This is a genomic window from Pyxidicoccus fallax, assembly GCF_012933655.1.
Lineage (GTDB): Bacteria > Myxococcota > Myxococcia > Myxococcales > Myxococcaceae > Myxococcus > Myxococcus fallax.
The window spans coordinates 19,033-43,596 of record NZ_JABBJJ010000068.1 but is presented as its reverse complement, the minus strand read 5'-3'; the positions used below and the strand labels follow the sequence as shown (position 1 = coordinate 43,596).

Genomic DNA, 24,564 nt, shown 5'->3' with positions numbered 1-24,564 from the left:
GGCGGGAGCGGTACAGTGCCCGCGCCGTGTCGGACGACTCACCCTCCTGGACTGTCTACATGCTGCGGTGCCGCGATGGCACCCTGTACACCGGCGCCACCAACAACCTGGAGCGCCGGCTCGCCACCCACGGGCGCGGGCGAGGGGCCGCGTATACGCGCGCCCGCCTGCCCGTCACCCTGGTGTGGAGCGAGCCCGCGGGAGACCGCGGCGCCGCCCTCCGCCGCGAGGCCGCCATCAAGCGCCTGTCCCGGGGGGACAAGCTGCTGCTGGTGGGCGCGGCCGCGCGCCGGAAGCCTCCGCGCAAGCGGAAGTGAGCGCCGCCGGACACTTCCGGCTCGCACCTCCGAGCGGGGTGACCGTCCGTGGCGGACCCTTCCGCGCGAGATGTGACGTCCACCTTGGATTTCAGGACTTTTGCGAAAGCGGCTCCGATACCTCGGCGCGAGCCCAGGCGTTAGGCTGAAGGCATCTTTCGCAGGGGGAAGTCCATGTCTCGGCTGTCCGTGGGTGTCGTCGTGGCGCTGGCACTGGGAGCCTTCGGCTCCGGGTGTGTGGCCAACAGTCCGCCTCTGGTCACCGTGGGGCCGCGTCCCAACTCGCTCGTCGTGGAGTCGGGAGGAGAGCTGGCGATGCAGCTTGAGGTGAGCGACCCGGACGGGGACAAGATGTCCTACTTCTGGACGCAGATTCCGGCGGATCCGGCGGGCCACTTCAGCGATGCGCGCACGCGCAACCCCACGTGGCGGGCGCCGGTGGTCTCGGAGACGATGTCCTTCACGATCACCGTCACCGTGACGGACGAGGAGGGCGGCGGGGTGCTGGGGACGTCGCCGTCGGTGGTGGTGCAGGTGCGATAGGCCGCCCGTCAGGCGGTGGCGGGAGGCGCCGCGGGCGGAGGCGCGGTGGGCGGCGTCTGGCCCGCCTGCATCCGGGCCCGGCGGCTCGCGCGGCGCACGAAGAGCACGCCCAGCACCAGCATGACGAGCGCGCCGATGCCGGCGCCAATGGCCTGGTAGCGCAGCACGTCCGAGGACGTCTTGCGAATCACCTCGGGCAGGTTGCACATCGTCTGGGTGGCGTAGGGCGTCTCGTTGTACCAGCCGAGGAACGACGGGACGATCCACGACGCGACGATGATGCCCAGCAGGGCGCCCGCGAGGACGAAGTTGAGCAGCGTCTTGGCGGTGTTCATGGGCAGGTACCTCGGCGGGTTGACGACGGGCCGTGCTTAATATGCGCATGGGGCCGCCGCAAAGGATGGAACGTGTTAAGGGAGGAGCGTGCCGCTGCTTCCTCTCGCCATCCTGTTCGGGCTCGTCTCGCTGGTGTGCGCCGCCTTCCTGCTGTTCCACGCCTTCCGCCGGAGCGTGGGGACGGGGGTGATGGTGCTGCTCATCCCCTGCTACGTGCTCTTCTACGCCTTCAGCCAGTTCGAGCACCCGAGGAAGGGCCTCATCGTCGCCGGCTTCGTGGCCAGCACGGTGCTGGCGGCGGTGTTCCTGGGGCTGGGAGCGCACGGGCTGACGGCGATGTCCTCCCGGCTGCCGCCTCCGGCCTTCTGAGGCGCCGGTGACGTCCCCGGCCACCGGGGCGCGCTGCGCCCAGCACCCGGACGCCGCCGCGGTGGCCACGTGCGCGCGCTGCGGCTCCTTCCTGTGCGGTGAGTGCACGGAGGTGGTGGGCGAGTCTCCCTACTGCGCGGCCTGCGTGGGCATGCTGCGGCGGGAGGCGAAGCCGTCCCGGGTGGTGCAGGCGGCGCTGGTGCTCAACGTGCTGGGGCTGGTGTGCCTGCCGGGCACGCTGGTGTTGCCGCTGCCCACGCTGGTGGCGGGGCTGGCGGGGGTGGTGCTGGGCACACGCGAATTGCGCCGCATCCGCCGGGGCGAGGGCCCCATGCGTGGGCTCACGCAGGCACAGGTGGTGCGCGCGCTGGGGTGGGGCAACCTGGTGCTGGCCACCGCGTGGCTGGTGGCGCTGGCGCTGCTGTGGTTCAGGCGGTCCTGACGCCAGACGCGGGCGCCGTGCGCTCACACGCCGCGCGCGTTCGGGTCCCAGAGGTACTTGTGCATCTGGAGCTGGAAGCGGACCGGCAGCCTGTCCTCGATGACCCACTCGGCGAGCTGGCGCGGGTGGAGCTTGTCGAAGATGGTGGAGAAGAGGATGCCGTAGGGCTTCTTCAGCAGGCCGTGCTCGGCGATGAGCGCCTTGGACCAGTCGTAGTCCTCGCGCGAGCCGATGACGAACTTCAATTCGTCGTTGGCGTTCATCGACGCGAAGTTGCGGTAGTCGTTGCGCGTGTGCTCGCCCGAGGAGGGCGTCTTCATGTCCACGATTTTGTGGACGGCCGGGGGCACGAGCCGCACGTCGATGGCGCCGCTGGTCTCCAGCAGCACCTTGAGGCCGGCGTCCAGCAGGCCCTCCATGAGCGGGTAGACGCCCGGCTGCAGCAGGGGCTCGCCACCCGTGACTTCCACGTTGGGGGTGTTGAGCGCCTTCACCTCGGAGATGATGTCGGCGTTCTTCATCCGCTTGCCGCCGTGGAAGGCGAACTCGCTGTCGCAGTAGGTGCAGCGCAGGTGGCAGCCGGTGAGGCGGACGAAGGCGCACAGCAGGCCGGAGTGCGAGGACTCGCCCTGGACGGAAAGGTAGATCTCCTTCACCACCACGGAGTCTGCGGTGGGAACGAGGCGGGGCTCGATGTGCGGGCGCGCGGCGGGCATGGCGTCTTCGGAGGTGTGGCTGTCAGGGGGGAGCGCGCTTCAACCGCACTGCGCGCGGGATTGCAAGTGTGGAACCCTGAAGCCAGACGGTAACGCGGGCCCTGGCATGACGCGGCCTTCCCGGGCGGGGTGGACCGCGCCGGGATGCCGGGCTACTGGCCGAGCTTGGGGCGCTTCACCCGCTCGATGAACGAGTCGATGAGCTGGCGCGCGATGCTCAGGCGCGGGGGCAGCATGGGGAGGTCATCCGGGGAGAACCAACGGGCCTCGGCGATTTCCTTGGGGTCCACGACGATGTCGCCTCCGGCGTACTCGGCGGTGAAGCCCACCATGAGCGAGCGCCCGAAGGGCCACGGCTGCGAGCCGAAGTAGCGGATGTGGTGGATGTCGATGCCGACCTCCTCCTTCACCTCGCGGGCGACGCACTCCTCCAGCGACTCACCCGGGTCCACGAAGCCGGCCAGGGTGCTGAACATGGGCTGGGGGAAGCTGGCGTTGCGGCCGAGCAGCATGGTGTCGCCGCGGCTGACGAGGACGATGATGGCCGGGGCGATGCGCGGGTAGAAGGGCGTGCGGTCCACGGGGCAGCGGCGGGCGCGCTCGCCGGGGACGAGCTGGGTGGGCGCGCCGCAGCGTCCGCAGAAGCGGTGGGTGACGTCCCACTCGACGATGGCGAGCGAGCGGCCCACCAGGGAGAACTCGGCGTCGTCCAGCCGGGTGTAGAGCGAGCGCGCCAGCACCTTCTTGAAGCCCTCGGGCGGGGTGAGGTCGTCCGGGAGGACGGCGGCGTAGCAGTCCTGACCGTCCAGCGCGCCGAGGAAGTGGGCGCCGGCGGCGAGCTCCGGGAAGTCCGCGCCGGTGGGAATGGACGGGGTGCCGTCCTGCTCGCGGACGAGCAGGTCCATGCCCCGGGCGAGAAAGAGGAGGGCACCGTCCCGGGGACGGTCCGGAGGCTCGTGGCTGGCGACGAACTGACGCGTGGCCGGTTCGGAAGGGTCGTCGAGGTCGGTGCTCACGACGGGCACCTTAACGGGCCCGGGCCGGTGATGCAGGCGTCACGTGCGCCGGAGTGTCACGGCTTCACGGGGGAGGCCAGGGAGCCCTCGCGTGGGGTGAGGGGGCTCTCCAGGGCGATGCGGGCCAGCTCGTCCTTGCGGGCGAACCAGACGCCGCGCTGCTTCTTGGCGTACGCGATGAACTCCTCGAGCACGCGGGCGCGGGCGGGCCGGCCGCCGATGCGGTCGTGCCGGCCACGGCGGTGTGGGTGACGAACTCTCGGCGGGACAGTGACATGGGGGGCTCCTTCGTTTTCTGGGGGCTACGGGGCTGTCCGGCGCGAGCCCAGCAGTCCGTCGAGGGTGAAGCGGGCGTCGGACACGCGCGACAGGAGGACGAAGTAGACGAGCGCGTAGCTGAGGTGGATGGACACGGTGCTCCACTGTTGGCGCAGCGACTCGCCGAAGGTGAGCGACGCCATGAAGGCGCCGCCGACGACGAGCGCGAGGCGCAGCCGCAGACCCAGCAGGATGCACAGGCCCACGATGAGCTCCACGAAGGGGACGCTGAGCGCGAAGGCGCGCACGCTCCATTCGGGCAGCGGCGTCTCCGCGAAGTTCTTCACCAGCGTGTCCGCGAACGCGCCGGGCGCGCCCACGCGCACCAGCCCGTGCAGGGTGATGTTGACGCCCAGCACCAGCCGGAGCACCGCATGCGCGAGCTGACGGTCCCGCGCGTGGCTGGCGGCGGCGTCGTGCGGGGCCGGGGTTTGGAGACTCATGGCTTCCTCCTGCCCTGTTGAATGCGTCAGACGGGGTGGCTTGAACAGGTGTCAGGGATGCACGACATTCGTGCGCCAGGAGCACGAACCATGGCGAGCCGGGACCGCTTCGAGGCACTGCGGACATTCGTGGAGGTGGCGCGGGCGGGCAGCATCGCCGGGGCGGCGCGGACGGTGCGGCGGGTGCCGTCGGCGGTGAGCCGCGAGCTGGCCGCGCTGGAGGCGCGGCTGGGCACCGAGCTGGTGCAGCGCACGACGCGGCGGATGCAGCTCACCGCGGCGGGGGAGCGCTACCTGACGCATGCCCGGGGCATCCTCGAGGCGCTCGACGAGGCGGAGCGGGATTTGACGGAGCAGGGCGTGCCGCGCGGCACGCTCCGGGTGTCGGCGCCGGTGCTCTTCGGACAGCAGGTGCTGGTGCCGCTGGTGAATGACTTCCTGCGCGCGCATCCGGCGGTGAGCCTGGAGCTGGTGCTGGAGGACGCGATGGTGGACCTGGTGGAGCGCGGCGTGGACGTGGCGCTGCGCATCGCCACCCGGCTGGAGCCGAGCACGCTGATGGTGCGGCGCCTGGGCGTCCAGCCGTACGTGCTGTGCGCGAGCCCCACGTACCTGCGCGAGCAGGGCACACCGAGGCGTCCGAGGGACCTGGCCAGCCACGAGGTACTGCTGCCGCCGCGAGGCCCGGCGGCCCGGCCGCTGGAGCTGCGGCAGGCGGGGCGCGTGCACGAGGTGCGTCCGCCGAAGAGCCGCTTCCAGTGTGACAGCCTGCCCGCGCTCCACGTGGCGGCGCTCTCGGGAATGGGTATCGCGGTGCTGCCGGAGTACTTCGTGGCGAAGGACCTGGAGTCCGGCACGCTGGTGCGGGTGCTGGCCCCGCTGCGTCCCGCGCCGCGCTTCCTCTCGGCGCTGTACCCACGCCGCACGGCGATGCCGGCGCACGTGCGAGCGTTCCTGGACTTCATCGCCGCGCGGACGGCGGAGCTGTTCCCCGCGAGGGAAGAGGGCTGAGCCGCCGGATGTCAGGCGCGCTGGCGCGGGGACGTGAGTGCCGTGTGTCCTCCTCCATGGCAGTGCCTTCTGTTCCAGGGACCTGGCTTCCACTCTCTGTCGAGCAACGCGCCCGGTGGCTCGCGGAGGCCTGCGAGCGTCACTTCGCGCGTCCGACGCCATGGCCCGCCGACAGGCCGACGGGGAGCGTCATCGTCCTTCCAGGGCGGCTCATTGGAGACCTGAGTGCCTTCCTGTGCGCCATGGGCGAGGCGGTGAACGGCCCGGGGGGCTACTTCGGACACGATTCCATGAGCCTCCAGGACTGCTGCCATGGAGGCTTTGGCGTGGCGCCGCCGTTCATCCTCCGCTGGGAAGACGCCGCCGTGTCACGACGGGCCCTGGGACATGAGGCCTTCCGAGCGTGGGCGGGCGTGCAGCTCCGCAACCGGGGCTACCTCGACAGGGATGGCAGGGACTGGCTCATCCGCCGCGCACGGGAGGCGGGGCGCGGTGTGGGCGAGACGCTCTTCGAGCACATCGTCGCCATCGTCATCGCGTTCGGAAACACGGTGGAGGAACGCTGAAGGCGCGTGCTCAATGCACCCGTGTGGCAGGTGTACTCCAGCCAACGGAAGGCGTGTTCGTTGACAAGTGCCTCGTCACTCCGCTACTTGCACGGCCACAACTGAATCGCCGCCTTGGGTGCCCATGACGGGCATAACAGGGAAGCCGGTGTGAATCCGGCGCGGTCCCGCCACTGTGAGTGGGTGAGGCCGCTTCCACGAAGTGCCACTGGGTGTGCCGTACGCACCCGGGAAGGCGGAAGCGGCGCGGGAGTCCTCCTCGAGGTCGAGGAGTCTCTCGCAAGCCCATGAGCCAGGAGACCTACCCCAGGCTGAACGACTGACCCTCTCCGTGGACTGAGAGGAGGTTGCCATGCGCTGGGTGCATGGGCGTGGGGACGGCACATGCCGGCCCGCTCCCTCTGACGACCGTCTTCTGTCCCGCGTGCGCGGAGCACCGCTCGTGCTCGCCGCGCTGCTGCTCGCGCCCGCGTGCGCCCACGCGATGCACCTGGCCGAGGGCGTGCTGCCCCTGCCATGGGCCGCCGGGTGGACGCTCGCGATGCTGCCGTTCCTCGTGCTCGGCGTGCGGGTGCTGCGGCGGCGCTCGGCCGAGGACCCCGTCTTCGGGCCCTTCCTGGCGATGCTCGCGGCGGCGGTGTTCGTCATCTCGTGCATGCCGGTGCCGGTGCCCACCGCGGGCACATGCAGCCACCCGGTGGGCACCGGGCTCGCCGCGATACTGGTTGGCCCGCTGCTCACGGTGCTCGTGACGGTGGTGGCCCTGCTGCTGCAGGCGCTCTTCCTGGCGCACGGTGGCCTCACCACGCTGGGCGCGGACGTGTGGAGCATGGGCGTCGCGGGTGGCTTCGCGGGGTGGCTCGTCTTCCGTGGGCTGCGTGGGGCTGGCGCGTCGCTGTCCGTCGCGGCCTTCTTCGCGGGACTGGCAGCGGACTGGGCGACGTATGCGACCACGGCCTTCGAGCTGGCCTCGGCGCTGCACGGGGAAGAGGGGCTGGGGCGCGCGTTCGGAGCGGTGGCGCTGGCCTTCGTTCCCACGCAATTGCCGCTCGGGTTGCTGGAGGGCGTGATGACGGCGGGGGCGGTGGTCTTCATCGCCCGGCGGCGTCCCTCGTTGCTCGCCTTTGGCGCCGCTCGCACCTCGGTGGCTCCGTGATGACGGGGGCGACTCCCGAGGGTTGGCCCGGCATGGACGAGCACGTGGTGCGCCCCTACGCGGAGGCCGCGGGCCGCACGCTCGCGCCGCTCTTTCCGCAGCCCGAGGGCGACGTACTGCTGTTCGCCTTCCTCATGGCGGGGCTGATTGGCGGCTGGGTGCTGGGCTACGGCTACCGCGCGCTCTTCGTCGAGGGAGGGCGGCGTGGTGCGTGAGCCCGCCACCTGCGAGCTGGGCTCTGGCTACCGCGAACTCATGGCGGAGGGAGCCGCCGTGGTGCGTGGCATCCCGCCTGGAGGTGGAGTCTCGTTGCTCGCCTCGCGCTCGCAGTGGAGGGAGGACCGCCGTGGTGCGTGAGCCTCCCGCCTGGGCACGTGTGCTCGATGCGCGCATCACGCTCGGCGTCTCGCTCGGGCTACTCGCGGTGGGGCTGGGCGGGCCGCTGCCGTGGGCTCCGCTCGCGGTGGCCTTGGGCGTGGGCGTGCTCGGGCTTGCATGGGGGAGGGCTCCCACGCGGGTGGCACGTGGATTCGGTGCGGCGTTGCTCGCGGGCTTGCTCACGGCGGCGCTGCATGTGGCACTCGGTACCCGCGCGGGCGCGCAGGCGGGACTCGTGCTCGGTGCCCGCATGGCGGCGGGAGTGGCCGTCTTCGGGCTCTTCTCGCACCTGACGCCTCCGTGGGCCTTCGCCGGTGCGCTTCGGAAGCTCGGTGCACCGGACGTGTTCACCGAGCTGCTCACGCTCTCCGCTCGCTATGCCCGTGTGTTCGAGGGCGCGGCCCGCACCGCGCGCGAGGCGCAGTTGGTGCGTGGCGGCTACAGCGGCACGCGCCGGGCCCTCGGCTCGATGGGCGCGCTGGCGGGGCTCACCCTGGTGCGCGCCTTCGACCAGGCGTCCGCCACAGCCGAGGCTCGCGCCGCGCGCGGCGTGGGGAGCAGGTCATGACGCCGCGCCTGTGGGTGGAAGGCGTGAGCGCGGGCCCCGGTGGCGCGCGTGCCGTCCTCACGGGCGTGTCGCTCGAAGTGCGAGCCGGCGAGGTCGTGGCGCTCCTCGGAGCGAACGGCTGCGGCAAGACGACGCTGTTGCGCACGCTCATGGGGCTCCTTCCGGAGCGGGCAGGGCGCACGCTGCTCGACGGCGCTCCCCTGGGACGAGGCGCGGCGGCGCGCGCGGCGGCCGGAGTGGCGCTCGCGTTCCAGAACCCCGATGACCAGCTCTTCGGCGCGACGCTCGACGAAGACGTCGCGTCTGGCCCCCGGGCCCAGGGGCTGCGCGAGGTGGAGGTCTCCGCCCGAGTCACGGCGGCGCTCGCCTCCGTGGGCCTGCAAGGGCTCGGCGCGCGCGAGGTGGAGCAGCTGAGCTTCGGAGAGAAGAAGCGCGCCTGTCTCGCCGGAGTGCTCGCGCTGAAGCCACGGGTGCTGCTGCTCGATGAGCCGACCGCCGGGCTCGATCCGGTCGGTGAGCGAGAAGCCGCCGGGCTCCTGCGCCGCGTGGCGCGCGAGACGGAAGCCGCGGTGCTCGTGGCCACCCACGCGGTGGACGAAGTGCCTCTCTTCGCGGACCGCGTGGCCATCCTCGGAGAAGGGACGTTGCTCGCCTTCGGTCCACCGGAGCGGGCCTTCGCGGACGCGGACCTGCTCACGCGCGCCCGGCTGCGGCCTCCCGCGGCGATGGAGCTGTGGGAGCGGCTCGGAGTGCCCGTCCTCCCGGCTCCGCTCACGCTGGACGCGGCCGCCGAGCGCCTGCGTCCTCTCCTGGAGGCGAGGTCATGACGATTCAACCGCTCGCGGAACAGGCGGCCACCCAGGGCGCACCCGTGACGACGTTTCCCGCCCGCCGTCGCGGAGTGCTCCTCGTGGGCCACGGCAGCCGTGACCCGCTCGCACTCACCGAGGTTCGCGCCTTCGCGGAGGCCTTCCGTGCCCGCCGGCCCGACTGGCGCGTGGAGCTCGCCTTCGTGGAGCTGACTCCGCCTCCGCTGCTGGAGGCGCTCGACACGCTCGCCGCCGAGGTGGACGAGGTGCTGGTGGTGCCGCTGTTCCTCTTCACCGCGCGCCACGTGAAGAACGACATCCCCCTCGCGCTCTCCCTCATCCGCCAGAAGCACCCCAAGGTGCGCTTCATCGCGGTGCAGGCCTTCGGAGTACACCCCTCCCTCGCGCAGCTCGCCCAGGCCCGCTTCGAGGCGACGGTGGGCGGGCCGCTCCCGGCGGAGGTGGCGGCGAAGACGGCGGTGGTGATGCTCGGGCGCGGCTCGTCCGACCCGGATGCCAATGGCGACTTCGTCAAGCTCTCGCGCCTCTTCGCGGAAGGGCGCGGCCTCGCCCAGGTGGTGCCCGCGTTCATCGGCGTCACCACACCCAAGCTGGACGACGTGCTCGACCTCCTCGCGCGCGCCCGGGCCGAGCGCGTCGTGGTGGTGCCCTACCTGCTCTTCACGGGTGTGCTGCTCCAGAAGGTCCGCGAGCAGGTGGCGAAGTTCGGCGAGCGCTACCCGTGGGTCCGCGCCGAGCTGGCGCCCCACCTCTGGGACGGCCCCACCGAGCCGCTCCTCGACCACGTGGCGCGCCGGATAGAAGACGCGCTCGCGGGCGGAGCGCCGCTGCCCTGCGACACCTGCCAGTACCGCGTGCCGCTCGCGGGCCTCCAGCGGGAGGTTGGAGGCCTCCGTGCGCTGCTGTGGAGCATCCGCCACCGGGAGACGCACACCCAGGCGGCGCCGCACCCGCACGCGCACCGCGCGCTGGAGAAACACGTGCTCATCTGCGGCAACGCGGACTGCGCGGACCGGGGGAGCCTGGGGCTGCTGGACGCCGTGCGCCGACGCCTCAAGGTGTTCGGCAAGGCGCGCACCGTGCGCGTGACGCGCACGAGCTGCATGGGCCGCTGCGGCGAGGGCCCCACCGTCGCCGTCTATCCGGACGGCGTCTGGTACCGCGGTGTCACCGAGGCAGACGCCCAGGAGCTCGTGGACGAGCACCTGGTGGGCGACCGGCTGGTGGGCCGGCTCGTCGACAACATCATGAGCTGAAAGAGGAGCGTGAACATGGCTTGCCACGAACTGGCCGCGCTGCGGCTGTCCCTGATGAACGTGCTCGGAATCGAGGACCCCGCCGAGCGCCAGCACGAGCTCGCCGAGCTGGGCGCCGCCGCGGAGACGCCCGGAGTCCTCCGCTCGCTCGCGCAGGCGAAGGACCTCGCCGTCATGCAGCGCTTCTTCGCGTCCGCACTGGTGGACCTCCAGGAGAAGGTCGCCGCGACGAAGGCGGATGACCCGAAGCTGCCCTACCTGCGCACGCTGCTGGTGCTCACCCGGGGCGTGGAGCTGGAGCTGCAGCGCCACGTGGACTCTCTCACGTCGCTGTGGCGCGGCCTCGAGGAGCTGCACGACTTCACCCACGAGCTGTACCCGCGCGACTAGCCAGCCATGGCCACCGCACGCTCCGCACACCTGCTCGCCTCCGCGCCGCTCGGCGCGCGCGGGCGCCTGCTCACCTTCGAGACTCCGGAGCCCCTGGGCTTCGTCGGTGGCCAGTACGTCATCGTCGACACCGGCATCGAGCGCGAGGATGGCCGGCGCCACAAGCGCGCCTACTCGCTGGTGAGCACGGACCGGGAGCAGCTCCGCTTCCAGCTCGCCGTGTACCAGCACGGGCCCGGCTCCCACGTGCTGCACGCGGCCGAGCCCGGCGCCGTGTTCTCCTTCAGCGGCCCGTGGGGCAGCTTCCTCCCGGAGGACTCGCAGCCAAGGCGCACGCTGCTCATCGCCACCGACAGCGGCATCACCGCGGCGGTGGGCCTGCTGCGCGCGCGCGCCTTCATGCCCCATCACCCGATGACGCGGCTCGTGTGGCTGCGCCCGGACGGCTTCGACTTCTTCCCCCTGGAGACCCTCCGGGAGCGGACCGGTCTCGTACCCGAGACGGGAGGCCTGCCGCCGGTGGGCCACCCCGAGCGGCTGGAGGCGCTGCGCGCCGAGGTGCTGCCGTACTTCGCCTCCAACGCCCCCGAGCGCGTGTACCTGTCCGGCGACGGCGCGGTGCTCGCGCCGCTGCGCACCGAACTGCACGGGCTCGGGCTGGCGGAGGGCACGGTGCGGCTGGAGTCCTTCTTCAATCCTCCGGTGCGCAAGGCGGCGGCATGAGCCAGGGCGCGTCTCCCCTCGTTCCGCCGCGCGACAAGCGCGGTACCCGGACCGGCTTCACCACCGGCGCGTGCGCGGCGGCCGCCGCGAAGGCCGCGGCGCGGGTGCTGGTGCGAGGGGGCGCGCTCACCGAGGTGGAGACCACGCTGCCCAACCGGGACAGGGTCACCTTCGCGCTGCACCGCTGCGAGACGGATGGGGAGCGCGCGGTGTGCAGCGTCATCAAGGACGCCGGGGACGACCCGGACTGCACCCATGGCGCCGAGCTGGTGGCCGAGGTGCGCCTCACCGGCGACGGCGAGGTGACGCTCGCGGGCGGGCAGGGCGTGGGGGTGGTGACGAAGGAGGGACTGGGGCTGGAGGTGGGCGGTCCCGCCATCAACCCCGTGCCCCGGCGCAACATCATCGACATGGTGCGCGAGGAGCTGCCCGAGGGACGGGGCGCGCAGGTCACCATCCACGTGCCGCGCGGCGAGGAGATGGCGAAGGAGACGCTCAACGCGCGGCTGGGAATCCTCGGCGGCATCTCCATCCTGGGGACCAGCGGCATCGTGCGCCCGTACTCCACGGCCGCGTACAAGGCGAGCGTGGTGCAGGCCATCGACGTGGCGCGCCACCGCGGCAACGTGGACCTGGTCCTCACCACCGGGGGCAAGAGCGAGAAATACGCGATGGAGATGATGCCCCACCTCCCCGAGGAGGCGTTCATCCAGGTGGGCGACTTCATCGGTGTGGGCGTCAAGCACGGGGCCCGGGTGAAGGCCGAGCGCATCCACGTGGTGGGGATGATGGGCAAGCTGTCGAAGATGGCCGACGGCAAGCTGCAGACGCACGCGGCCGGCTCCGACGTGAACATGGCGCTGCTCGCCCAGCTCGCCCGTGAGTCCGGGGCGTCCGACGAGCTGGTGCGCGAGGTGGAAGGCGCCAACACCGCGCGCCACGTGCTGGAGCTGTGCGCGGCGCGAGGGCTCACCGACATCACCACCCGCGTGTGTCGGCGCGTGGTGGAGCATCTTTCCAAGCACGCGGGGCCCGGCCCGCAGGTGCGCGCGTATCTCGTGGACTTCAACGGCACGTTGCTGGGGCAGCACCCGGCGCCGCCGCGGCAGGAGGAGGCAGCGTGAGCGACATGCGCCAGATGACGGCCCTGGGCCGTCGCATCGAGGACGAGAGCTTCTCCATCATCGACCAGGAGGCTGGCGACCATGGCCACCCACCCGCCGAGTGGCAGGTGGTCCGCCGCGTCATCCACGCCACCGCCGACTTCGAGTTCAGCCAGCTGGTGCGCTACTCGCCGGATGCCATCGCCTCGGGCGTGGCGGCCCTCCGGCGCGGCGCGCCCGTGGTGGCGGACGTGAAGATGATTCTGGCGGGCCTCTCCGAGGAGCGGCTCGCGGCGCATGGCAGCCGCACGCACTGCTTCATCTCCGACGAGGACGTCATCGCGGAGGCCAAGGCGCGCAACAGCACGCGGGCCATCGAGGCCATGCGCAAGGCGCACCGGCAGGGGCTGCTCGACGGCGCGATCATCCTGGTGGGCAACGCGCCCACGGCGCTGCTGGAAGTGGCCCGGATGGTGCGGGAGGAAGGGCTGCGGCCGGGGCTCGTCGTCGGTGTGCCCGTGGGTTTCGTGTCCGCCGCGGAGTCCAAGGAGGTGCTGCTCGGGCTGCCGGTGCCGCACGTGGTGACGCGTGGGCGCAAGGGCGGCAGCACCATCGCGGTCGCCATCGTGCACGCGCTGTTGCTGCTCACGAAGGAGGGCGCGTCATGACGCGAGGGCACGAGAGCACCATGGCGGGCACCATCGTGGAAGCGCTGCTCCTCGCGCGGGAGGGCATGCCATGAAGCGCGCGGCCGTCACGGTGGTGGGCGTGGGAGACGACGGGTGCGCGGGATTGTCGGCCCGCGCGGCGAACGCGGTGGCTCAGGCCCAGGTGCTGGTGGGCGGCGAGAGACACCTCGCCTTCTTCCCGCAGTTCACCGGGGAGCGCATCGTGCTGAAGGGCGGCTTGGGTGCCACGCTGGAGCGGGTTGCGGAGCTGGCGAACGAGCACCAGGTGTGCGTGCTGGCGTCGGGTGACCCGCTCTTCTTCGGTATCGGCGGTCTCGTGGCGCGGAAGGTTGGCGCGGACGCGGTGGAGTTCGTGCCCCATCCCTCCAGCGTGCAGCTCGCCTTCGCGCGCATCGGTGTGGCCTGGGAGGACGCGCAGGTGCTGTCCTTCCACGGACGGCCGCTCACCGGGCTGTGCTCGCGGCTACGCGAGCTGGCCAAGGCCGCGCTCCTGACGGACGGTGTCAACACGCCTCCCGTCATCGCGCGCCACCTGCTTGCCCATGGACAGACGGGCTTCACCGCGTGGGTCTGCGAGCGGCTGGGCAACCCGGGGGAGCGCGTGCGCCCGTTCTCCCTGGAGGCGCTCTCCGGGGGTGAGGACGTGGACCCGCTCAACGTCCTGGTGCTCCTGCGCACGGACCCCACGTGGCGGCCACCGCCGCGCGTGCCCTTCCTGCTGGAGGACGCCTACGCGAAGCGGGTGCCCAAGCGGGGGCTCATCACCAAGCGCGAGGTGCGGCTGCTGTCCCTGGGACTTCTGGGGCTGCGCGAAGACAGCGTGGTGTGGGACGTCGGGGCGGGGAGTGGCTCGGTGGGCATCGAGGCGGCGCTGCTGGCACCCGCGGGCCACGTGTACGGCGTGGAGGTGGACCCGGAGGGCGTGGCGCTGTGCCGGGAGAACGCGCTGGCTCTCGGCGCGGACAACTTCAGCATCATCGAGGGGCGCGCTCCCGAGGCGCTCGCCGGCCTGCCGGACCCGGACGCCGTCTTCGTGGGCGGCTCGAAGGGCAGCATGCGAGACATCCTCGACGTGGCCTTCTCGCGCCTGCGTCCCGGCGGCCGGCTGGTGGCCAACGCCGTCACGCTGGAGAACGTGGCCGAGGCCTACGCGGGCCTCAAGGAGCTCGGCGTGGAGCCCGAGGTGCTGCTGGTCAACGTGGCGCGGGGAGAGCCGCTGGCCCGCTACCAGCGCTACGACGCGCACAACCCCATCCACCTCTTCGCGGCGAGCAAGCCCGAGCAGGCTTCGGAGGAGAACCGATGAGTGGCGTACTGGTGGGCGTGGGCGTGGGCCCCGGGGCCCCGGACCTGATGACCCTGCGTGCGGTGCGGGTGCTGCGGGAGACGGACTGCATCGCCATTCCACGCCGCTCGGAGTTCGACGAGTCGCTCGCGTGGCGCATCGCGAAGGAGAACGTGGGCGAGGTGCCGGGCCAGGAGCGCCTGTTCCTCACGTTCCCGATGACCAAGGACCCGGAGCGTCTGAAGCCCGCGTGGGCGAAGGCGTTCGCGGAGCTGGCGCCCCGGCTCGCGGCGGGCAAGCGCGTGGCGTTCATCTCCGAGGGAGACCCGCTCGTCTACAGCACCTTCATCTACCTGCTGGAGGCGGCGCCCGAGCACTTCCCGGGGGCGCGGGTGGAGGTGGTGCCCGGCGTGTCGTCCATCACCGCGGTGCCCGCCGCCGTGGTGCAGCCCATCGCCGATGGGCAGGAGCGCATCGCCGTGCTCCCGGCGACGTACGGCGTGGACGACCTGTCACGCGTGCTGCGCGACTTCGACACCGTGTTGCTGATGAAGGTGAGCAGCGTGATGCCCCAGGTGGTGGCCGCGCTGGAGCAGGAAGGGCTGCTGGACAAGGCGGTGTACGTGTCGCGCGCCAGCGCGGGCGCCGAGCGCGTGGTGAGGGACCTGCGCACCATCCGCAATGACAAGTGCGACTACTTCTCCATGGTGATGGTGGCGAAGAAGGAGCGCAGCGGCGTGCTCGCCGGGCGTGCCGTCGCCGCGCTCGCGGAGGCCACGTCGTGATGGCGCGCACGACCTTGTCGCCAGGCATTCCCGTGCCGCGGGGGCTGAGCCACGTCCGCGCCCGCTTCGAGAGTCGGCGCGGTGGAGAGGTCATCCCATGACGGCAGGTATGCCTCTCGCCATCTACACGGTCACCCTGCACGGCTTGGACATCGCCTGCGGGCTCCATGAGGAAGAGCGCGCCTCCATGAGCGCGGAGGCCATCGACACGGTGCGCGAATCCTTCTCCCGTGATGCCCTCTCCCTGTGGGGGCTGGAGCGCTACGAAGAGAAGGACGGTGGCGCGCTCGTGGAGGTCACTCCATGATGGCGCGCAAGCCCTTCGCCATCTACGCCATCACCCTGCACGGCCTGGACATCGCTCGCCGGCTCTCCGAGGCGCTGCCCGGCGCGGACATGTACGTGTCCGAGAAGCTGCTCGCGAAGGCCGCACCCGGCGCGCTGCCGCTCGGCCTGCCGATGGGGCCCACGCTGCGGCGGACCTTCACCGCGTACGACTGCCACGTCTTCATCATCTCCGTGGGCGCGGTGGTGCGAATGGTGGCTCCGCTGCTGGAGGACAAGAAGGTGGACCCGGCGGTGGTGTGCGTGGACGACGCGGCCCGCTTCAGCATCTGCGTGCTCTCCGGTCACGTGGGGCGCGGCAATGTGTTCACGGACCGCGTGGCGCAGGCGCTCGGCGCCACGTCCGTGGTCACCACCGCGTCCGACGTGCGTGGCACGCTCACCGTGGACATCCTCGGACGCGAGAAGGGCTGGCGGCTGGACGACCCGGACCGGAACGTCACGCGCGGCTGTGCCGCCGTCGTCAATGAGACGCGCGTCCTCTTCGTACAGGAGACGGGCGAGCCGGACTTCTGGCCGCTCGACAAGGCGCTGCCCCCTGGCGTCGAGTACGCCACGTCGCTGGAGGGTGTGGACCCATCGGCCTGGGAGATCCTCCTCGTCGCGAGCGACCGCGACCTGAAGGAAACCCACCGCGCGCACTGGGAGAACGCGGTGGTGTATCGGCCCCGCTCGCTCGTGCTGGGCATCGGGTGCGACCGGAACACGCCTCCCGCGCTCGTCGCGCGCGGTGTGGATGCGCTCCTCGCCAGACACCTGCTCTCTCCGCTGTCCGTGAAGGCGGTGGCCACCATCGACGTGAAGGCGGATGAGCCCGCCCTCCTGGAACTGTGCGCGGCACGAGGCTGGGAACTCATCACCTTCCCGGCGGCCCGGCTCGACACGGTGGAGGTGCCCACGCCTTCGGACACCGTGAAGCGGCACGTGGGCACGCGCGGGGTGAGCGAGCCCGCGGCGCTGCTCGCCTCGGGCGCTTCCGAGCTGCTGGTCACCAAGCAGGTCTACACCGAGGAGGGCGCGGGTCGGTCGATGACCTTCGCCGCCGCACGCATTCCCTTTCCTGCTCGCAAGGAGTCCTCCTGTGTTTGAGGGAACCCTGTGGGACGCGCGCCGGCTCGTGACTCCGCGTCTGCCTCTCTTGCTGGGCGCAAGGCGCCACCGCGGGGCCGAGCACGTACCGGCAGGGCCATGCGCCGTGCACATTCCGTTCGTCTCTCGCGAGGACGCGGCTCGGTGGGTGACGTTCGCCGTGCGTATCCCCTTCGCCGCTCGCAAGGAGTCCTCCCATGCCTGAGGGAACCCTGTCCGTCGTGGGCATCGGCCCGGGTGACGGAGCCCATGCCACGCCGGCCGCGCTCGCCGCCATCCGCGAGGCGGAGGTGGTGGTGGGCTACCGGACCTATATCCAGCTCGTGCGCCACCTCCTCGACGGCAAGGAGGTGGTGCAGACCGGGATGACGGAGGAGATCGGCCGCGCACGCTCCGCGGTGGAGCGAGCCCGTGCCGGCGCGAGGGTGGTGCTCGTCTCCTCGGGGGACGCGGGTGTCTACGGCATGGCCGGCCTCGTCTTCGAGGTGCTGCGCGAGATTGGCTGGAAGCGCGGGGACTCGCCCGAGCTGCGGCTCATCCCCGGCATCACCGCCGCGTCGAGCTGCGCCTCCCGCGTGGGCGCGCCGCTGGTGCACGACTCGTGCACCATCTCCCTCTCGGACCTGCTCACGCCGTGGGCCACCATCGCGAAGCGCATCGAGGCCGCGGCCTCCGCCGACTTCGTCATCTCGCTCTACAACCCCGCGAGCGGCCGCCGCACCCGGCAGATTGTCGAGGCGCAGTCCATCATCCGCCGCTACCGCGAGGGCACCACGCCCGTGGCGCTCGTGAAGGGCGCCTACCGCGAGGGCGAGAAGGTGGTGCTCACCGACCTGGACCACCTCCTCGACTACGAAATCGGAATGCTCACCACCGTCATCGTGGGCTCGAGCCAGACGTTCATGTTCGAGGGCTACATGGTGACGCCGCGTGGCTACACGCGGAAGTACACCTTCGACGGCGAAGTGCTGCCGGGCCAGCGGCCGGGCCGCTCGCTCGTCGTGGCGGAGGAGGGCTGAGCATGGCACGCGTGGGTCGACTGGCCGGGGCGCTCCTGGCCGAGACGCAGGGCGAGTTCTTCCTCGTGGGAGACCTCAAGGAGCCGTGTGACTGGGCCTCCGCCGGCTTCGAGCCGCCCGTGCAGACGCCCGCGGTGGGCACGCCCTTCGTGCGCCTCCAGCCGGTGCGCGCGGTGGAGGTGCCCACCCCACTGCTCGTGCTGGAGGTGGAGGGCGAGCCCCTCGCCGCGCTCCTCCACGAGCGGCTCGTCATCCATCGCAACGCGAGCGTCTCCGAGCGTCTGTGGCGGCTCGTCACCCAGGGCGAGGCCGAGCCGCGGACCGATGCGCGCTGGCTCGGGCAGATGCCGGCCGCCGTGTGGAACGTGGTGCGCGACGGCGTCCTCAAGTGCTCCTGAAGGGAAAGGCTCCTCCATGAAGGTCTACATCATCGGCGCGGGGCCCGGAGACCCCGACCTCATCACCGTGAAGGGCGCGCGCCTCGTCGAGCGTTGCCCCGTCGTCCTCTACACGGGCTCGCTCGTGCCGGAGGCCGTCATCGCTCGCGCCGCGCCTGGCGCGCGGGTGCTCGACTCGTCGGGGATGACGCTGGAGCAGATTGTCGACGTCTTCAAGGAAGCGCACGCCCGCGACGAGGACGTGGCCCGCGTGCACACCGGAGACCCGAGCATCTTCGGCTCCACCGCGGAGCAGATGCGCCAGTTGGAGGCGCTCGGCATCGAGTACGAAATCGTCCCCGGGGTCTCCAGCTTCACCGCCGCCGCCGCCGCGCTCGGCAAGGAACTCACGCTGCCGGAGCTGTCCCAGACGGTCATCCTCACCCGCGCCGAGGGGCGCACGCCCATGCCGCCGCTGGAGAAGCTGGAGGACCTGGCCCGCCACCGCGCGACGATGTGCCTGTTCCTGTCGGTGAACCTCATTCGCGACGTGGTGGCGCAGCTGACGCCCGCGTACGGCGAGGCATGTCCGGTGGTCGTGGTGCAGCGCGCGAGCTGGCCGGACCAGCGCGTGGTGCGCGGCACGCTCGCGGACATTGGTGACAAGGTGCGCGAGGCGCGCATCACCGCCACCGCGATGATTCTGGTGGGCGAAGTGCTGGAGGCGAAGGACTTCGCCAACTCGAAGCTGTACGACGCGGGCTTCACCCACCGCTTCCGCAGGGGGACCGACCGTGCGTCGTGACTCGGCCCCACGGCTCGCGGTGACGGGCTCGGCGTCCACCGGCAAGACGGCGCTCGCCCGGGCGCTGTCCGGGGCGCTCTCGCTGCCGCTCGTCCCCGAGGAGATGCGCGCCTACCTGATGAGCACGGGCACGCGGCTGGAGCAGCGGTCGCCCGCGGAGGCCGCGCGCGCCTTGGAGGGCATGTGGCGCGAGCGCCTCGTGACGGAGGACGCCCAATCGGGAGGCTTCGTCGCGGACAACTGCGTGCTCGACTTCGCCGCCTATGCGCTGCACCACGGGTGTGCATCCGAGGCCCCCGAGCTGCTCGCGGCGGCCACCGCGTGTGGCGGCACGTACGACGCCATCTTCCTGCTGCCCCATGGGGTGCTGCCATACGAGCAGGACGGGATACGCAGCGCGAGCCCGGCACAGGAGCTGCGCTATCAGCTGGTGCTCGAAGCGCTGCTGCGCCGGCACGTGCCTGCTTCCCGGCTCATCGAGGTGCCCGCGCGGCTCCGCACCGTCGATGAGCGGGTCGCATTCTGTCTGGAGGCGCTCGCTCCCAGGACGCGCCGCCGTGGGCCGCTCGTGTCGCTGGTGGGCGCGGGGCCCGGTGACCCGGGGCTGCTCACGCTGCGCGCGCGCGAGGTGCTCGCCAGCGCGGACGTGATTGCGTACGACGCCCTCGTCGCGCCGGCGGTGCTGGCCTCGCTTCCGTCGGGCGTGGAGCGCGTCTCGGTGGGCCATCGCAACCAGGGGGCGAAGCAGGCGGGCTACCGCATCCACCCCGCGGTGCTGGAGCACGCCCGCGCGGGCCGGCACGTGGCGCGCCTCAAGCAGGGGGACCCGTTCATCTTCGGCCGGGGCGGCGAGGAGGCCGAGGAGCTGCTGGAGGCGGGCATTCCCTTCGAGGTGGTGCCCGGAGTCTCCGCCGCGCTGGGCGCCGCGGCGTACGCGGGCATTCCGCTCACCCACCGCGAGTACGCCTCGGACGTGACGTTCGTCACCGGGCACGACATTGAGGGCCCGTCGAGTCACACGGACTGGGCGCGGCTCGGCGCCGCCGCCGGCACCCTGGTGCTGTACATGGCGACGCGGAAGCTGGCGGCGAACCTCGCCCGGCTCGTCGCGTGTGGCAAGGCGGAGGACACGCCCGCGGCCTATGTGGCGGCGGCGACCACGCCCGAGCAGACCGTGGTGGTGGGCACGCTGGCGAGCCTCGCGGCGGAGGTGGAGGCGCGCAACCTCATCGGCCCTCCGGCGCTCGTGGTGGTGGGCGAGGTGGTGCGGCTGCGCGAGCGGCTGCGGTGGTTCGAGGACCGGGCGCGTGGACTCTCGACGGAGGTGGCGGCATGACGGACGCGAAGGCGCGGGGACTGCTCGTCGTCTACACGGGCGACGGCAAGGGCAAGACGACGGCGGCGCTGGGCGCGGTGTTCCGGGCGCTCGGGCGCGGGCTCAAGCCGGCCGTGGTGCAGTTCATCAAGGGCAAGTGGAAGACGGGCGAGCGGCTGTACGCGGAGACGATTCCCGGGCTCGTCTTCCTCACCATGGGCCGCGGCTTCACCTGGGAGAGTGATGACCTGAGCCGCGACAAGCGCGCCGCCGAGGCGGCGTGGGAGGAAGCCGCGCGGCTCATCGGCTCGGGGGAGCACGGGCTCGTGGTGCTCGATGAGCTGACGTACTGCCTCAACTATGGCTGGCTCTCCGTGGACGCGGTGCTCGCCACGTTCGAGCAGCGCCCGGCCCACGTGCACGTCGTCGTCACCGGCCGCAACGCGCCCGAGCCGCTGCTCGACCGCGCCGACCTCGTCACGGAGATGCGCGCGGTGCGCCATCCCTTCTCGAAGGGTCTGCCCGCGCAGCCCGGACTGGATTTCTAGACGATGAGCCCCTCCGGCATTCCCCGCCTCGTCATCGCCGGTGTCGCCAGCGGCGTGGGCAAGACGACCACGGTGGTGGCCCTCACGAGGGCCCTGCGCGCCCGTGGGCTCCAGGTGGCCACGTTCAAGTGTGGCCCGGACTACCTGGACCCCACCTTCCATGCGAGCGCCAGCGGCGCGCCCTGCCACAACCTCGACGGCTGGATGATGGGGCGCGAGGCGGTGGTGGGGACGTTCGCCCGCGCGAGCCGGGGGGCGGACGTGGCCCTTATCGAGGGGGTGATGGGCCTCTTCGATGGCGCCTCGCCGGACACGGATGACGGATCGGCGGCGCAGGTGGCGCGGTGGCTCGGAGCGCCCGTGCTCGCCGTCGTGGACGCGAGCGGCATGGCGCGCACCATCGCGGCGGTGGGACATGGGCTCGCGAGCTTCCACCCGGAGGTGAAGGTGGCCGGGTTGTGGGCCAACCGCGTGGGCAGCAAGGGACACCTGGAGTTGTTGCAGCGTGCCTGCGTGGGCACGGGCACGCCGGTGGTGGGCGGCCTGCCGGAGCGGCCGGAGCTGGCGTTTCCGGAGCGGCACCTGGGGCTCGTCACGGCGCAGGAGGGGGGACTGTCTCCCGAGCGCCTGGAGGCGTGGGGCTCACTGGTGTCCGAGTGGTGTGACCTGAATGGCGTGCTCCGGCTTGCCGCGAGCGCGGGGCCGCTCGAAGGGGCCGAGGAGTCGGCGCCTGTCGCATCCCCGGTGCCGGTGTGCCGAATCGCCGTGGCCCAGGACGAGGCGTTCCACTTCTATTACGAGGACAACCTGCGACGACTGGAGGCCCTGGGCGCCGAGCTGGTGCCCTTCAGCCCCGTGCGCGATGGCTCGCTTCCCCGGGACGTGCACGCGCTCTACCTGGGCGGCGGATACCCGGAGGTGCATGCCGCGGCGCTCGCGGGGAACTCGGCGATGCTCGAGGCCGTGCGCGCCTTCGCCCATGCGGGCGGGCCCGTGTATGCCGAGTGCGGCGGGATGATGTACCTCGCCCAGGGGCTGCGTACGTTGGACGGCCGGGAGCACACGATGGTGGGCCTGGTGTCGGGCGTGGCGGTGATGGCGCCCAAGCTCCAGGCGCTCGGGTACGTGGAGGTGGAGACGACGCGTCGCACGGTGCTCGGTGGCGCGGGCCTGCGCTTCCGTGGCCACCAGTTCCGGTACTCCACGCTGGAGGGGGCTCCCGGGGATGGTGGGGCGCTCCGGGTGCGGCGGCGGCGCGGCGACTCCACGCACCAGGAGGGCTACGGGCCGGACAACGTGCTCGCGTCCTACGTGCACGCGCACTGGGCGTCCAATCCGCTCGTGGCCGAGGGATTCGTGCGGAGCGCGCGGGCGTTTCGCGAGGGGGCGAGATGAGCGCGGTTGCACTCACTCCTCCGTGCGATGGGAGCGCACCGCGCGTCGAAGGCGGGCTCCTCGTGGTTCGGCTGGGTGCGCCCCATGCCGTCCTTTCCTGGGCGGTGCACAAGGGCGGACGCACCCGGGCGAGTGAGGTCGTGTGGCGGCAGGTGACGGAAGCGGAGCTGGGGCCCGATGTGGACCCGGCGCTGCTGCTGTCGCGGAGTCTCACGGCGAAGGAGCTTTCCGGCGCGGTGGGGTTGCTCACGTCGCGTGACGTGTCTCGCTATGAGGACATCACGCGCGCGCACGGTGAGTACTCGGCGCGGTGCGTGGCCACGGTGGGGCTGGGCAATGCGCTCGCCATCGGTGATTCACCCGGGCCGCTCCGCAGGAGCGTGGGCACCATCAACCTGCTGTGTGTGCTGTCACATCCGGTAGGGGAGGGCGCGCTCGTGGAGGCCGTGTCGCTCGCGACGGAGGCGCGTACCGCGGCGATGCTGGAAGCGCGGTTCCCCTCGCGTCGCTCGCTGAGACCCGCGACGGGCACGGGGACTGACTGCATCGTCGTGGCGGCTCCTGAGGCAGGCGCTACGCCCGAGACATGGGTGGGCAAGCACACCGCGCTGGGTGCGGCGCTGGGCGCGGCGGTGCATGAAGCGGTGGCCCGAGGCGCTCACGCGTGGCTCGCCGAGCGGGGGCTGCGATGAGCGCGCGTCATTCCCCGGAATGGGCGTGTTCGCTCGTGCTGGAGACGGTGCTCGTGCGAGCGGGCCGGGTAACGACCGTTGGGAACGGGCGGGTCATCCGTGCTGGCATCGGCGCGTGCGCGGGCAGGCGTGAATTCACATCGCGGTTGGCCGCACGGGAGCTGCGATGAGCGCACGAATCATCCTCGTCGGTGGGGGTGTGCGCTCGGGGAAGAGCGCCTTCGCGGTGCGGCTCGCGGAGAAGCTGGGCGAGCGCCGGACCTACTTCGCCACCGCGCAGGCCTTTGACGACGAGATGCGCGAGCGTGCACGCCGACATCAGGCCGAGCGCGCGGGGCGCTTCGTCACGGTGGAAGAACCCATCGCGCTGTGCGAGCGGCTCGAAGCGGACACCTCCGACGTGGCGGTAGTGGACTGCGTCACCCTGTGGCTCTCCAACCTGCTGCTGCGCGGAGACTCGCCCGACGCGATTCTCTCCGAGGTGGAGCGGCTCACCTCCGTGCTGCGCGCCCGCGCGGGGGCCACGGTGCTCGTCACGAATGAGGTGGGCATGGGCGTGGTGCCGGACACGCCGCTCGGCCGTGTGTTCCGCGACGTGTCGGGTGGCGCGCATCAGCGGCTCGCCGCGTGCGCCGACGAGGTGTACTTCGGCGCGCTCGGCCTGCTCCTGCGGCTCAAGCCCTCACCGCTCGTGCTGGAGGCAACGCCATGACAGGCGGAGCCCTGCATGGCGCCATGGCAGGTGGTGCCCGGTTCATTGGCCGTGTGCTGGCTCCGCCGTGTGGAGTGCTGGAGTCGGTGCCATGACGGAAGGCGCCTTGCACGCGGGTGTGGTGCTCGCGCTGGCACTCCTGTGGGATGCGCTCCTCGGCGAGCCGCCCACCCGGGTCCACCCGGTGGTGTGGATGGGTCGTCTGCAACGTGCCCTGCGGCGCCGTGCCCCGCGCGCTCCGCTGCCCGCGTTCCTGTGGGGGACGCTCATGGCCCTCCTGGGGCCGCTCGTCTTCGGTGGTGGTGCGTGGCTGCTTCTTCACGTGCTCACGCCGGTGCCCGCGCTGCGATTCGTCGTCGAGGTGTACCTGTTCAAGAGCGCCTTCGCGGTACGGGCGCTCGCCGAGGCGGGGCTCTCCGTGGAGCGCGCGTTGGAGGCGGGGGACCTCGCCGGTGCGAGGCAGGGCCTGCGCAGCCTCGTCTCGCGTGACACCTCGGCGCTGACGCCTCCGCTGCTGTCGGCCGCCGCGGTGGAGTCGGTGGCGGAGAACACCTCGGACTCCGCCGTCGCGCCGATTCTCTTCTTCGCGCTCGGCGGCGTGCCCGCGGCGCTTGCCTACCGCGCGGCCAACACGCTCGACGCCCTCGTTGGCTACCGAGGCGAGTACGAGTGGCTGGGCAAGGCCGGTGCCCGGCTCGATGACCTCCTCAACCTCGTGCCCGCGAGGCTCACCGCCGCGCTGCTGGTGCTCGTGGCCCCCCTGGGACGAGCCTCCGTCCTGGGCGCACTGCGCTGCTGGTGGCGCGATGGCGCACGCACCGAGAGCCCCAACGCGGGCAGGCCCATGGCGGCGGTGGCCGGTGCGCTCGGCGTGCAGTTGGAGAAGGTGGGCCACTACCGCCTCGGCGCCGAGGGACGGCTGCCGGGCTCGGGCGACATCGCGCGCACCGTCCGTCTCATGGTGGCCGCCAGCCTCCTGGGCGCGCTCACCTCGCTTCTTCTCGTCTTCCTCCTGCGGGGAGGCTGA

The 24,564-nt window shown here is 71.8% G+C and carries 33 protein-coding genes and 1 riboswitch; of the genes, 28 read left to right on the top strand and 5 right to left on the bottom strand.

All coding sequences use genetic code 11. The features are described 5' to 3' along the window. Positions 1-26: 26 nt before the first annotated feature. Both HG543_RS16675 and HG543_RS16670 read left to right on the top strand, forming a co-directional pair. Positions 27-317: a GIY-YIG nuclease family protein gene (locus HG543_RS16675; protein ID WP_169345771.1), complete on the top strand. Its 291-nt coding sequence runs from the start codon at positions 27-29 to the stop codon at positions 315-317. 174 nt (positions 318-491) lie between these two features. Next, on the top strand, positions 492-860 hold the full coding sequence (locus tag HG543_RS16670) for a PKD domain-containing protein (protein ID WP_169345768.1): 369 nt from the start codon (positions 492-494) through the stop codon (positions 858-860). Between the two features lie 8 nt (positions 861-868). Here HG543_RS16670 and HG543_RS16665 read toward each other — a convergent pair whose 3' ends face one another. Beyond that, a complete protein-coding gene (locus HG543_RS16665) occupies positions 869-1,195 on the bottom strand; it encodes a hypothetical protein (protein ID WP_169345767.1) in 327 nt (108 codons plus the stop codon). Between the two features lie 88 nt (positions 1,196-1,283). On the opposite strand from HG543_RS16665, the gene HG543_RS16660 reads away from it, so the two are divergent. Together HG543_RS16660 and HG543_RS16655 are read left to right on the top strand one after the other, a co-directional pair. Beyond that, on the top strand, positions 1,284-1,565 hold the full coding sequence (locus HG543_RS16660; protein ID WP_169345766.1) for a hypothetical protein: 282 nt from the start codon (positions 1,284-1,286) through the stop codon (positions 1,563-1,565). A 7-nt stretch (positions 1,566-1,572) separates the two neighbouring features. Further along, positions 1,573-2,007 (top strand): B-box zinc finger protein, encoded by a 435-nt coding sequence (locus HG543_RS16655; protein WP_169345765.1) that lies wholly within the window; start codon positions 1,573-1,575, stop codon positions 2,005-2,007. Positions 2,008-2,030: 23 nt separating this feature from the next. On the opposite strand, the gene HG543_RS16650 is transcribed toward HG543_RS16655, so the two are convergent. The 4 genes from HG543_RS16650 to HG543_RS16635 form a co-directional block, all read right to left on the bottom strand. Beyond that, complete coding sequence (locus tag HG543_RS16650; protein WP_169345764.1) at positions 2,031-2,723, bottom strand: radical SAM protein; 693 nt, start codon at positions 2,721-2,723, stop codon at positions 2,031-2,033. A 152-nt stretch (positions 2,724-2,875) separates the two neighbouring features. Beyond that, positions 2,876-3,739 carry an NAD(+) diphosphatase gene (gene nudC, locus HG543_RS16645; RefSeq protein WP_343073378.1) on the bottom strand — a complete coding sequence of 288 codons (864 nt, stop codon included), beginning with the start codon at positions 3,737-3,739 and terminating at the stop codon, positions 2,876-2,878. Positions 3,740-3,795: 56 nt separating this feature from the next. After that, positions 3,796-3,933 (bottom strand): hypothetical protein, encoded by a 138-nt coding sequence (locus tag HG543_RS16640; protein ID WP_211193972.1) that lies wholly within the window; start codon positions 3,931-3,933, stop codon positions 3,796-3,798. Between the two features lie 108 nt (positions 3,934-4,041). After that, positions 4,042-4,500 carry a MauE/DoxX family redox-associated membrane protein gene (locus HG543_RS16635; protein ID WP_169345763.1) on the bottom strand — a complete coding sequence of 153 codons (459 nt, stop codon included), beginning with the start codon at positions 4,498-4,500 and terminating at the stop codon, positions 4,042-4,044. Between the two features lie 90 nt (positions 4,501-4,590). On the opposite strand from HG543_RS16635, the gene HG543_RS16630 reads away from it, so the two are divergent. The 24 genes from HG543_RS16630 (at position 4,591) to cbiB (ending at position 24,564) form a co-directional block, all read left to right on the top strand. Further along, on the top strand, positions 4,591-5,511 hold the full coding sequence (locus HG543_RS16630; protein WP_169345762.1) for a LysR family transcriptional regulator: 921 nt from the start codon (positions 4,591-4,593) through the stop codon (positions 5,509-5,511). 290 nt (positions 5,512-5,801) lie between these two features. After that, positions 5,802-6,077, top strand: a complete 276-nt coding sequence (locus HG543_RS56815) for a barstar family protein (protein WP_343073377.1) — start codon at positions 5,802-5,804, stop codon at positions 6,075-6,077. A gap of 99 nt (positions 6,078-6,176) precedes the next feature. Beyond that, positions 6,177-6,400: riboswitch (cobalamin riboswitch) on the top strand. A gap of 29 nt (positions 6,401-6,429) precedes the next feature. Then, complete coding sequence (locus tag HG543_RS16620; RefSeq protein WP_169345760.1) at positions 6,430-7,233, top strand: energy-coupling factor ABC transporter permease; 804 nt, start codon at positions 6,430-6,432, stop codon at positions 7,231-7,233. Next, positions 7,233-7,448, top strand: coding sequence for a cobalt transporter (locus HG543_RS16615; protein ID WP_169345759.1), 216 nt, complete (start codon positions 7,233-7,235; stop codon positions 7,446-7,448). Before HG543_RS16620 ends, HG543_RS16615 begins: the two co-directional genes overlap by 1 nt. Before the next feature lie 131 nt (positions 7,449-7,579). Further along, positions 7,580-8,179 (top strand): CbiQ family ECF transporter T component, encoded by a 600-nt coding sequence (locus HG543_RS16610; protein WP_169345758.1) that lies wholly within the window; start codon positions 7,580-7,582, stop codon positions 8,177-8,179. Then, positions 8,176-9,006, top strand: a complete 831-nt coding sequence (locus HG543_RS16605; protein WP_169345757.1) for an energy-coupling factor ABC transporter ATP-binding protein — start codon at positions 8,176-8,178, stop codon at positions 9,004-9,006. Before HG543_RS16610 ends, HG543_RS16605 begins: the two co-directional genes overlap by 4 nt. Beyond that, positions 9,003-10,265 carry a CbiX/SirB N-terminal domain-containing protein gene (locus HG543_RS16600; protein WP_169345756.1) on the top strand — a complete coding sequence of 421 codons (1,263 nt, stop codon included), beginning with the start codon at positions 9,003-9,005 and terminating at the stop codon, positions 10,263-10,265. The genes HG543_RS16605 and HG543_RS16600 overlap by 4 nt, the downstream gene beginning before the upstream one ends. 15 nt (positions 10,266-10,280) lie before the next feature. After that, a complete protein-coding gene (locus tag HG543_RS16595) occupies positions 10,281-10,655 on the top strand; it encodes a DUF3209 family protein (RefSeq protein WP_169345755.1) in 375 nt (124 codons plus the stop codon). A 6-nt stretch (positions 10,656-10,661) separates the two neighbouring features. After that, on the top strand, positions 10,662-11,378 hold the full coding sequence (locus tag HG543_RS16590; protein WP_169345754.1) for an FAD-dependent oxidoreductase: 717 nt from the start codon (positions 10,662-10,664) through the stop codon (positions 11,376-11,378). Beyond that, entirely contained in the window at positions 11,375-12,502 is a 1,128-nt protein-coding gene (locus HG543_RS16585) for a cobalt-precorrin-5B (C(1))-methyltransferase (RefSeq protein WP_169345753.1), read from the top strand. The genes HG543_RS16590 and HG543_RS16585 overlap by 4 nt, the downstream gene beginning before the upstream one ends. A gap of 5 nt (positions 12,503-12,507) precedes the next feature. Continuing rightward, on the top strand, positions 12,508-13,149 hold the full coding sequence (locus tag HG543_RS16580; RefSeq protein WP_211193974.1) for a precorrin-8X methylmutase: 642 nt from the start codon (positions 12,508-12,510) through the stop codon (positions 13,147-13,149). A gap of 70 nt (positions 13,150-13,219) precedes the next feature. Continuing rightward, the gene (cbiE, locus tag HG543_RS16575) at positions 13,220-14,476 is read left to right on the top strand and encodes a precorrin-6y C5,15-methyltransferase (decarboxylating) subunit CbiE (protein WP_169345751.1); all 1,257 of its coding nucleotides are present in this window, start codon (positions 13,220-13,222) and stop codon (positions 14,474-14,476) included. Continuing rightward, complete coding sequence (gene cobI, locus HG543_RS16570) at positions 14,473-15,240, top strand: precorrin-2 C(20)-methyltransferase (RefSeq protein WP_169345750.1); 768 nt, start codon at positions 14,473-14,475, stop codon at positions 15,238-15,240. Before cbiE ends, cobI begins: the two co-directional genes overlap by 4 nt. Positions 15,241-15,337: 97 nt before the next feature. Then, entirely contained in the window at positions 15,338-15,547 is a 210-nt protein-coding gene (locus HG543_RS16565; protein WP_169345749.1) for a hypothetical protein, read from the top strand. Further along, on the top strand, positions 15,544-16,674 hold the full coding sequence (locus HG543_RS16560; RefSeq protein WP_169345748.1) for a cobalt-precorrin 5A hydrolase: 1,131 nt from the start codon (positions 15,544-15,546) through the stop codon (positions 16,672-16,674). Before HG543_RS16565 ends, HG543_RS16560 begins: the two co-directional genes overlap by 4 nt. Positions 16,675-16,871: 197 nt before the next feature. Beyond that, positions 16,872-17,693, top strand: coding sequence for a precorrin-3B C(17)-methyltransferase (gene cobJ / locus HG543_RS16555; RefSeq protein ID WP_169345747.1), 822 nt, complete (start codon positions 16,872-16,874; stop codon positions 17,691-17,693). 2 nt (positions 17,694-17,695) lie between these two features. Then, positions 17,696-18,091: a precorrin-3B C(17)-methyltransferase gene (locus HG543_RS16550; RefSeq protein WP_169345746.1), complete on the top strand. Its 396-nt coding sequence runs from the start codon at positions 17,696-17,698 to the stop codon at positions 18,089-18,091. Between the two features lie 16 nt (positions 18,092-18,107). Beyond that, positions 18,108-18,875 (top strand): precorrin-4 C(11)-methyltransferase, encoded by a 768-nt coding sequence (cobM, locus tag HG543_RS16545; RefSeq protein WP_169345745.1) that lies wholly within the window; start codon positions 18,108-18,110, stop codon positions 18,873-18,875. Continuing rightward, positions 18,865-20,211: a uroporphyrinogen-III C-methyltransferase gene (gene cobA, locus HG543_RS16540; RefSeq protein WP_169345744.1), complete on the top strand. Its 1,347-nt coding sequence runs from the start codon at positions 18,865-18,867 to the stop codon at positions 20,209-20,211. Before cobM ends, cobA begins: the two co-directional genes overlap by 11 nt. After that, complete coding sequence (gene cobO / locus HG543_RS16535; RefSeq protein WP_169345743.1) at positions 20,208-20,738, top strand: cob(I)yrinic acid a,c-diamide adenosyltransferase; 531 nt, start codon at positions 20,208-20,210, stop codon at positions 20,736-20,738. The genes cobA and cobO overlap by 4 nt, the downstream gene beginning before the upstream one ends. A gap of 3 nt (positions 20,739-20,741) precedes the next feature. Then, entirely contained in the window at positions 20,742-22,133 is a 1,392-nt protein-coding gene (locus HG543_RS16530; protein WP_169345742.1) for a cobyrinic acid a,c-diamide synthase CobB, read from the top strand. 62 nt (positions 22,134-22,195) lie between these two features. After that, positions 22,196-22,825, top strand: a complete 630-nt coding sequence (locus HG543_RS16525) for an adenosylcobinamide amidohydrolase (protein WP_211193970.1) — start codon at positions 22,196-22,198, stop codon at positions 22,823-22,825. Positions 22,826-22,991: 166 nt separating this feature from the next. Continuing rightward, positions 22,992-23,537, top strand: coding sequence for a bifunctional adenosylcobinamide kinase/adenosylcobinamide-phosphate guanylyltransferase (gene cobU, locus HG543_RS16520; RefSeq protein ID WP_169345740.1), 546 nt, complete (start codon positions 22,992-22,994; stop codon positions 23,535-23,537). 91 nt (positions 23,538-23,628) lie between these two features. Next, positions 23,629-24,564 (top strand): adenosylcobinamide-phosphate synthase CbiB, encoded by a 936-nt coding sequence (gene cbiB / locus HG543_RS16515; RefSeq protein WP_169345739.1) that lies wholly within the window; start codon positions 23,629-23,631, stop codon positions 24,562-24,564.